The organism is Paraburkholderia guartelaensis, from assembly GCF_004353905.1.
Lineage (GTDB): Bacteria > Pseudomonadota > Gammaproteobacteria > Burkholderiales > Burkholderiaceae > Paraburkholderia > Paraburkholderia guartelaensis.
The window spans coordinates 62,187-69,792 of record NZ_SMOD01000041.1 but is presented as its reverse complement, the minus strand read 5'-3'; the positions used below and the strand labels follow the sequence as shown (position 1 = coordinate 69,792).

Below are 7,606 nucleotides of genomic sequence, written 5' to 3'. Positions count from 1 at the left end.
ATGGCTCGCAGCAACTTCTCTGGCGCGATGCTCGGCCGCCCGCCCTTTATGTCCGCTTCGTACATCTGGGCGAACTGTCGATCCATCTTCGCCAGCGCTTCATTCGCCATCACGCGGATCGAACGCAACGGATGCGACTTGGGGACGAAGTCGTCCAGCTTGCGCATGGAAAACAGACTCTCGGTGAATGTGTCGGCGCCGCGCATGATCTCCAGGGGACAAGTAGTGGTCCATCTATCAACGCCTCACGAGCTCTGCGCGATGACGTGTTTAAGCGGTATTTCAGCGGCCTGTTAGGTCTGCACGCTGCTGAAGAGGCTGGCTATTACTGGATTATTGACGACACGGGCTTCCCGAAGAAAGGCAAGCATTCGGTCGGCGTAGCGCGGCAATATTGTGGGCAACTGGGCAAACAGGATAACTGCCAGATCGCGGTGAGCCTGTCGATTGCGACGCAACGCGGCAGCCTGCCAATTGCCTAGCAGCTGTATGTTCCCAAGGAATGGACTGACGACCGGGAACGAGCGCGTCGCGCGGGCATTCCTGACGATCTCACCTTCGAGACCAAGCCACAGATTGCGCTGGCCCAACTTCGCGAGGCTATAGCATCCGGCATTGCGCCGGGCATTGTGCTGGCCGATGCCGGGTACGGCGACGAAACCGCTTTCCGGGAAAGCGTAACTGAACTGGGTTTGTTGTATGCGGTAGGGATCCGGCCGGGCACCTCTGTGTGGGCGCCCGGTACGGCGCCGCTGCCACCCAAACCCTGGAGTGGGCGTGGTCAGCCACCGAAATTGTTGCGCCGTGCGCCCGGCCATAAACCGCTCGTGGCGAAGGAACTGGCCATGCAATTACCCATGAACGCCTGGCGAACCGTAACCTGGCGGGAAGGCAGCAACGCAGCACTTTCCTCACGCTTCGCCGCCGTACGGGTTCGTCCCGCACATCACGACTATTGGCGAAGTACCGTTCGCGACGAAGAATGGCTGCTTATTGAATGGCCTGATGGCGATACGGAGCCGCTCAAATATTTTCTCACTACTGCACCCGAGGAGGCGACCCTCGAGCAGCTTGTGTTCGTGACCAAAATGCGCTGGCGCATCGAGCGCGACTATCAGGACCTGAAACAGGAGTTCGGGCTCGGTCATTATGAAGGGCGAGGCTGGCGCGGCTCTCACCATCACGCCACACTGAGTATCGCTGCGTATGGGTTTCTGATGGCTCAGCGACTAAGAATGCAATCAGATGGACGTGGTAAAAAAACTTCCTTGAACGCGCGCTGCCTGTCCTTCCCCCGGATTACATCCCCCGGGGCAGTCCAGCGCGCTCAACGCCACGTTCCTGATTCCATTACTACGTTGCGTATCCTACTCGGTCAAAGGCTCATGCAACGATGGCACTCTTCCTGTACAACAATAGAGCGCGCAACAAGTTTTATGACACAGTGAGACTAAGAAGGCGCGAACCAATGCCCGTAACTGGCCGAACACGGTCCGAGGCGGAAGCCAGCGACGGGACCATCACTGATCCGGCCGCGTCGGGCAGAAGCCCACAACCCAGCTCGGCCACTCGGGTCCTTCGCCAGCAGTGGCCGCTCTATGATCGACTTCGGTCGCCAGAGGCATTTATGCCGGACGCTGGACTTCCTCAGCAAGCCAGTCGCGCAGTGCGCAAACCTTAGGATGATCTCGACTGCCTATGCGATAGACGAGATCGTAGCCGCGCTCCGCCTTGAGCTTGAAATGCGCGAATGGCGCTACGAGCCGTCCCGCCGCAATATCATCGGCGACCAGCACACTGCGTCCCAGCACGACACCTTCCCCCCGTATCGCCGCTTCGATGGCCATGCTGCCATGGCTGTACGCTGGACCCCGGCCCGTGCGGACCTTGTCTACCTGCGCAAGCGCGAACCACTGTTCCCAGTTCGCCAACATCCGGTCCTCGTGCAGCAGGGTACAACTGGACAAGCTGTCGACGGATGGCAAACCATCCATCCTGGCCTGATACTCCGGGCTGCATACGGGCGTGACGGTTTCATCCATGATCCGCTCTGCTAACGCGCGCGGATAGCGGCCACTGCCGTAGCGGATTGCCACGTCCACCTTTCCATCTTCCAGGTCGACGTTTAAGTCCGTCACGTCCAGATGAACGTCGAGTTCCGGATGGAGTGCCTTGAAGCGGTGCAGCCTGAGCGCCAGCCATTTGCTTGCGAACGAGACACTGGTGCTGATCGTCATGCGCGCGACGCTATCCTGGGCGCGAAGGCGCTCGGCTTCCCTGGTGAGTTCCCCCAGAAGACGGGTCACAGCCAGCAGCAGTTCGGCGCCCGACTCCGTCAACACAAGCCGTCGGGTCAGTCGCTGGAACAAGGCGACCCCGAGATCGTCTTCGAGTGTCTTGATATGGTGACTGACGGCACCTTGCGTTACATGCAGTTCCCGCGCCGCGAGCGTCATGCTCAGTAGCCGTCCTGTTGCCTCGAAGGCGCGAAGCGTTTGCAACGGCGGTAGTCGGTCGAACATGAGCACCTATGCATGAGTTTAACTCATGCATTATATGACGATAAATGGTTTGTCAATCGTCTTTGCGGACGCCAACATCTGGGACCGGTTTGTTCTGCTCGGAGTGCCCAGGGGGAAACATGCAGTTCCATACATGGCTCGTCTTCTTTGTGACCTCCATTGGCATGTCACTGGCTCCCGGACCGAACGGGCTTCTCGCGCTGACGCACGGTGCGATGTACGGTAGCCGCAAGACGCTCTTTACCATTACGGGCGCTGTGGCGGGTTTCATCGCTGTTATTGCGCTCTGCATGTTCGGCATCGGCGCGCTGATCAAGGCTTCTGTGATCTGGCTCACCGTCCTCAAGCTGGTTGGCGGAGCCTACCTCGTCTGGCTCGGCGTCCAGGTGTGGCGGTCGCCCGCAATCGCCGTTGCGGCCACGCCGGCCGTCACGAGTGAGGCGCGCTCATGGTCGCTCGTGCGGCAAGGCGCGCTGTCGTCTGCCACGAATCCCAAGGGGCTTCTGTTCTTCAGCGCGTTCCTGCCGCAATTCATCGATGCTCAGCGAAGCCTCGTCGTCCAGTTCGTGATCGTGGCCGCCACATATGCGGTCACCGAATTTGCTGCCGAGTACGTCTTTGCAATCGCCGCTAACCGAATCCGTCCGTGGCTCAGTCGAGCTGGGCGGCGCTTCAATCGCGTCTGCGGCGGCATCTTCGTGGCGATTGGTACCGTGCTACCGCTCCATGTGTAAATCGGCGCCGGTTGGCTCCCGTCAGGAGTGCCAATCGAGCTATTCTTCGTTCAGAGTTCTGATGTCCAGCCAAAGCTCTTTATCTCCCGCGGGAGCCGGAATCTATCAGGATGCGTCCACCCAGAGGACGGCCGGACTGACGTTGAGAAACCTAAGCGCCATGCTGCTGCTCGCAGTGATGTGGGGACTGTCCATTCCGGTGACAAAACTGGGGCTTCAGACGTTGCCGCCGTTGACGCTGACAGCGTTCCGGTTTGCCGTGGCGGTGCCTCTACTGCTGGCCTTTGCCGTGCGGCGTCATGCGCTGCCCTGGCGGGCTGTGCCACGAGTAGCTGCGCTCGGCGTTCTCGGCATCGGTGTGGGGCAGGTTGCCCAGACCTTCGGCGTTGCCGGTACGTCGGCGTCCGTCGGCACGATCATTTCCGCAACCATTCCGGTATTCATCGTTTTCTTCGCAGCCGTACGGCTCAGGCAGCACGTCTCAGCCTTACAGCGAGTCGGCCTGCTCGCCGCATTTGCAGGCATTGCGCTCGTCGCGCTTGGGCATGGTCATGGTGCCCCGGCTACCGCGACTACGACACTGGCCGGAGCGGGATGGCTTCTGTTATCCGCTATCGCGATTGCGTTCTACTACGTCTGGAGCGTGGAACTGACCAGTGCGTACGGTACCGGCACGGTGGCGGCGTGGAGCACGCTATTCGGTTTCATCGCGTTGCTGCCCTGGAGTATCAGTGAATTCAGGCACGTACCGATCCACGTCACCACGGAAGGCGTTGCGGCTGCCGTGTATCTGGGTGTCGTGGTGACCGTTGCAGGTCTATTCCTGTGGTTGAACCTCTTGCGCGTCGTTCCGGCGCGCGTCGCCGCGAGCGTTCAGTACCTTCAGCCCTTGGTCGGCCTCGTCGCGGCGTCTGCGATGTTCGGCGATACGCTCGGGGCGTCATTCGTTGGCGGCGCGTTGCTCGTTCTGGCCGGACTCGTGCTGACGATGAGCACGAGGCAAACATCTCGTTAGTCGGGTCCCCAACCGGACGGCCGCAGTCTGACGTTGAAGCGACGCCTCAGCGTCGCGACTCGTCGGAAACGAATGTCCCAAACTGGCCGACACCGGCGGTTCGGATCCGGTGGCGTGGTGACACTTTTTATGGCGCAACGGTGTCAGAATTATTGCGGTCTACGGCTCAGGCCGGATATTTTCCGGGCGCCGGCTAACTGTCCGGCCTGCGCGCGGCCGTGGTGTGTGCCGACACAGAGTCCCGACGACCTTCGTGTCGCTAGCCCGTTTCAACGCCGGGTGGCCGGACGCGTGAGCGACACCCTCGCGCGCGTGCGCGAAACGCCTGCGCCGGATGGGTCCTGGATCGCGTTCGGCGCGAGCGCACTGGCGGAGGGCGACGATCCGTGGAATATTGTCACCGCGTGCGAGGGGCTCCCAACGATATCGACGTCCCGGCTCGCGCCTGTTACAAGTCCGTGCGGCGGAGGTTGATGCGCGTCTACGCCCATGGACACCACGCGTGCATCACGACCGCTGCGCGCCATCTGGCGTGGCCGCTGGCCGCCTGCGCGACGACGCCGTTCTGTCCGGTCGCACATGCGTTTTTGCGATGGCACTGCAAGTGGGAGGGCGCGAGCACGCCGGGTTGCCTCTTGCAGCGTCCCGCGCACGGAGCGCTCGGCCTGGGCATCTGGCTCTCGATCGATGCACCGGTTGCCCCCGCGCCCTGGAGCAGGGCGGGCCAGTCAATGGCTGACGTTGCACCTTCTCGTACAGGCCTGCGTCGACAGCTTTCGCACATTCCCTTTCGGAAGCCCAGGACGCTGGTGAGCACCGCCGTCCACTCTGGCTGCCGTTTCCAGCCCACGATTTCGCCCGTCGAACCGTCGTCGTTCGCGGTGGCATCTATCGCAAGGAAGCCGCGGAAATCCAGATTCTCGCGCTGCCGAAGTTACATCGCGTTTTTCGGTTGCAAAAGATTTCGCGCGATATTGACCATCGCCGCAGGCATGAACTCCGCCTGTACCAGAACGGCAGGCCGGTACAAGACCAGCAACGCTCTGCGCTGCAATCATGAAATTATTATTGTGGAGTACAAATTATATGGAGTATAGAAAGATTGCCGAGAAAACGAGGCCATGGGCTTACCCGCCCTGGCACGGAACGCGGGCACGACCGCTGACCATGGGGGAGAAGTACCGGTGACCCGCGCGCGATCCAGGCGATTGTCCGGGTCGATAGCCGGATCGCGCATATGGCGCCTGTCAATGCAGTTCGGTCGTCGCGATGAGTCGCCCCGGCCCGTCACCGTACAGCCCCTCGAAGTGAGCGCAACAATACCGTCAACGTGTCGGCCTTACCGGCCTGGTTAAAACGCAGCGACGATCCCGGAAGGAACGGTCAGGCGCGCCGCATGGCACGCGCGAGCTCCGACAGTCGGTACGGCTTCGTAATGAACACGAAGTCAGCCAGCGCACTTCCGTCTTTCTGCCGCGACGGGCCGAGATGGCCAGACGCGATCACGATGCGCAGTTCAGGGTACGTATCGTGTGCGCGTCGTGCCAGCTCGATGCCATCGAATTCGCCCGCCATGACGATGTCCGTGAAAAGGAAGTCGATGCCTGGATTTCTCGCGAGGACACCTAACGCCTGCTGCGCGTTCGCGGCGGTCACGACGGCGTATCCGATGCTCCGGAAGAGCTCCGCGGTCGCTTCCAGCACCTCGCTCTCATCATCGACGACGAGAACCGTCTCTGTCGCCAGGTCGGCGACGGGATGCGTCGTCGGCCCGTCCGCGGCGAGCGCCGGCAGATAGAGGCTGACGGTGGTGCCGGTGCCGGGGCAGCTGGCGATGTCCATCGCGCCTCCGGACTGCGTGATGAAACCATACACCTGGCTTAGCCCAAGGCCTGTGCCCTTGCCGGGCTCCTTGGTGGTAAAAAACGGCTCGGTGGCACGGGCGATGACTTCCGCAGGCATGCCGCATCCCGTGTCCGTGACCTCAACCAGAACATATGGGCCGGCGGCCGCCTGAGCTTGACCTTCTTGCAGCTCGGCAGTCCGGATGCGAATGATGATCTCGCCGTCCGTGCCGATGGCGTCCCGGGCATTCACGACCAGGTTCAGCAGTGCGGCCTCGAAGCGGATGATGTCCAGTTTCACGCGTCGTTGCGTGGCCTGGCAGTCGATGCGTAGCTGGACCGACGACGGGATGGCCCGCCCAAGCATGGACTGGAAGCCTTCGATGACCGCCGCTATGTCGCAGACTTCGGGGTGCAAAGGCTGCTGCCGGGCGAAGGAAAGCAGTTGCTGGGTCAGGGTGGCACCGCGCGTCACGGCGCGTCGCATCGATTCGAGCATCTTTGCGGTGACGTGTGCGGGGGGGTGGGCAGCGACGACGTCGAGACCGCTGGAAATGACTGCGAGCAGGTTGTTGAAGTCGTGGGCAATGCCGCCCGTCAGTTGTCCGATAGCCTCGAGCTTCTGCGCCTGGAAAAGTTGCGCGTTCGCCCGTTCCAGCGCCTCGGCGGCCTGCCGCCTTTCCGTGACATCGCGTGTAATCTTCGCAAAGCCGAGCAGCCTGCCTTGCGCGTCGCGGATGGCGTCGACGACGACGTGAGCCCAGAACCTGGTTCCGTCCTTGCGGACGCGCCATCCTTCCTGCTCCGAGCGGCCCTCCGCCGACGCGCGGATCAGTGTGGCTGCCGGCTTCCCTTTTTCCCGGTCTTCCTCAGTGTAAAAGCACGAGAAGTGGCGCCCGACAATTTCGGTTTCGGTATAGCCCTTGATGCGCTGGGCGCCCGCATTCCAGTTCGTCACGATACCCTCGGGCGAGAGCATGAACAACGCGTAGTCCGTGACGCCCTGCACCAGCAGCCGAAAGCGCCGTTCGCTTTCCAGCAGGGCTTCCTGGGCGGCCTTGCGCTCCGAAATGTCGCGCGTGATCTTGACGAAACCGACGTGCTCACCTGCCTGGTCGAAAATCGGGTCCAGCACGACGCTGGCCCAGAAGCGCGTGCCGTCCTTGCGCTGGCGCCAGCCTTCCTGCTCGAACTTGCCCTCGACAAGCGCGGTGCGCAATGCGCGTTCTGGCAGGCCCGCTTCCCGGTCTTCCTGGGTATAGAAGACCGAAAAGTGGTGGCCGATGATCTCTTCCGCCCGGTATCCCTTGAACCTTTCTGCCCCCGCGTTCCAGCTGCTGACGTGGCCGCCGGGGTCGAGAAAATAGATAGCGTAGTCGCGCACGCCACCGATCATCAGTTCGAAACGGCGCTCGGGGGAAAGGCCAGTGTCCGTCTGCCCGGCAAGCTGCATCGAAAATGCTCCTCTTTGGGATCAGCCAGATTCGCCGC

At 61.8% G+C, this 7,606-nt stretch carries 5 protein-coding genes and 1 pseudogene; 3 read left to right on the top strand and 3 right to left on the bottom strand.

Annotated elements, in window-relative coordinates:
- Positions 1-206, bottom strand: a 206-nt coding sequence (locus E1N52_RS34965) for a transposase (protein WP_484217453.1), incomplete at its 3' end; no start/stop codon positions are given.
- Positions 207-317: 111 nt separating this feature from the next.
- On the opposite strand from E1N52_RS34965, the pseudogene E1N52_RS34960 reads away from it, so the two are divergent.
- A pseudogene (locus E1N52_RS34960) lies at positions 318-1,345 on the top strand (IS701 family transposase); the annotation flags it as partial.
- 280 nt (positions 1,346-1,625) lie between these two features.
- Here the strand turns inward: E1N52_RS34960 and gcvA are convergent.
- On the bottom strand, positions 1,626-2,522 hold the full coding sequence (gene gcvA / locus E1N52_RS34955) for a transcriptional regulator GcvA (RefSeq protein ID WP_133188432.1): 897 nt from the start codon (positions 2,520-2,522) through the stop codon (positions 1,626-1,628).
- 119 nt (positions 2,523-2,641) lie between these two features.
- Between gcvA and E1N52_RS34950 the strand changes: the two genes are divergently transcribed.
- Both E1N52_RS34950 and E1N52_RS34945 read left to right on the top strand, forming a co-directional pair.
- Positions 2,642-3,256, top strand: coding sequence for a LysE family translocator (locus E1N52_RS34950; protein WP_133188430.1), 615 nt, complete (start codon positions 2,642-2,644; stop codon positions 3,254-3,256).
- A 61-nt stretch (positions 3,257-3,317) separates the two neighbouring features.
- Positions 3,318-4,271 carry a DMT family transporter gene (locus tag E1N52_RS34945; protein ID WP_246089341.1) on the top strand — a complete coding sequence of 318 codons (954 nt, stop codon included), beginning with the start codon at positions 3,318-3,320 and terminating at the stop codon, positions 4,269-4,271.
- Positions 4,272-5,654: 1,383 nt separating this feature from the next.
- Here E1N52_RS34945 and E1N52_RS34940 read toward each other — a convergent pair.
- Positions 5,655-7,568 (bottom strand): hybrid sensor histidine kinase/response regulator, encoded by a 1,914-nt coding sequence (locus E1N52_RS34940; RefSeq protein WP_133188428.1) that lies wholly within the window; start codon positions 7,566-7,568, stop codon positions 5,655-5,657.
- Positions 7,569-7,606 lie beyond the last annotated feature (38 nt).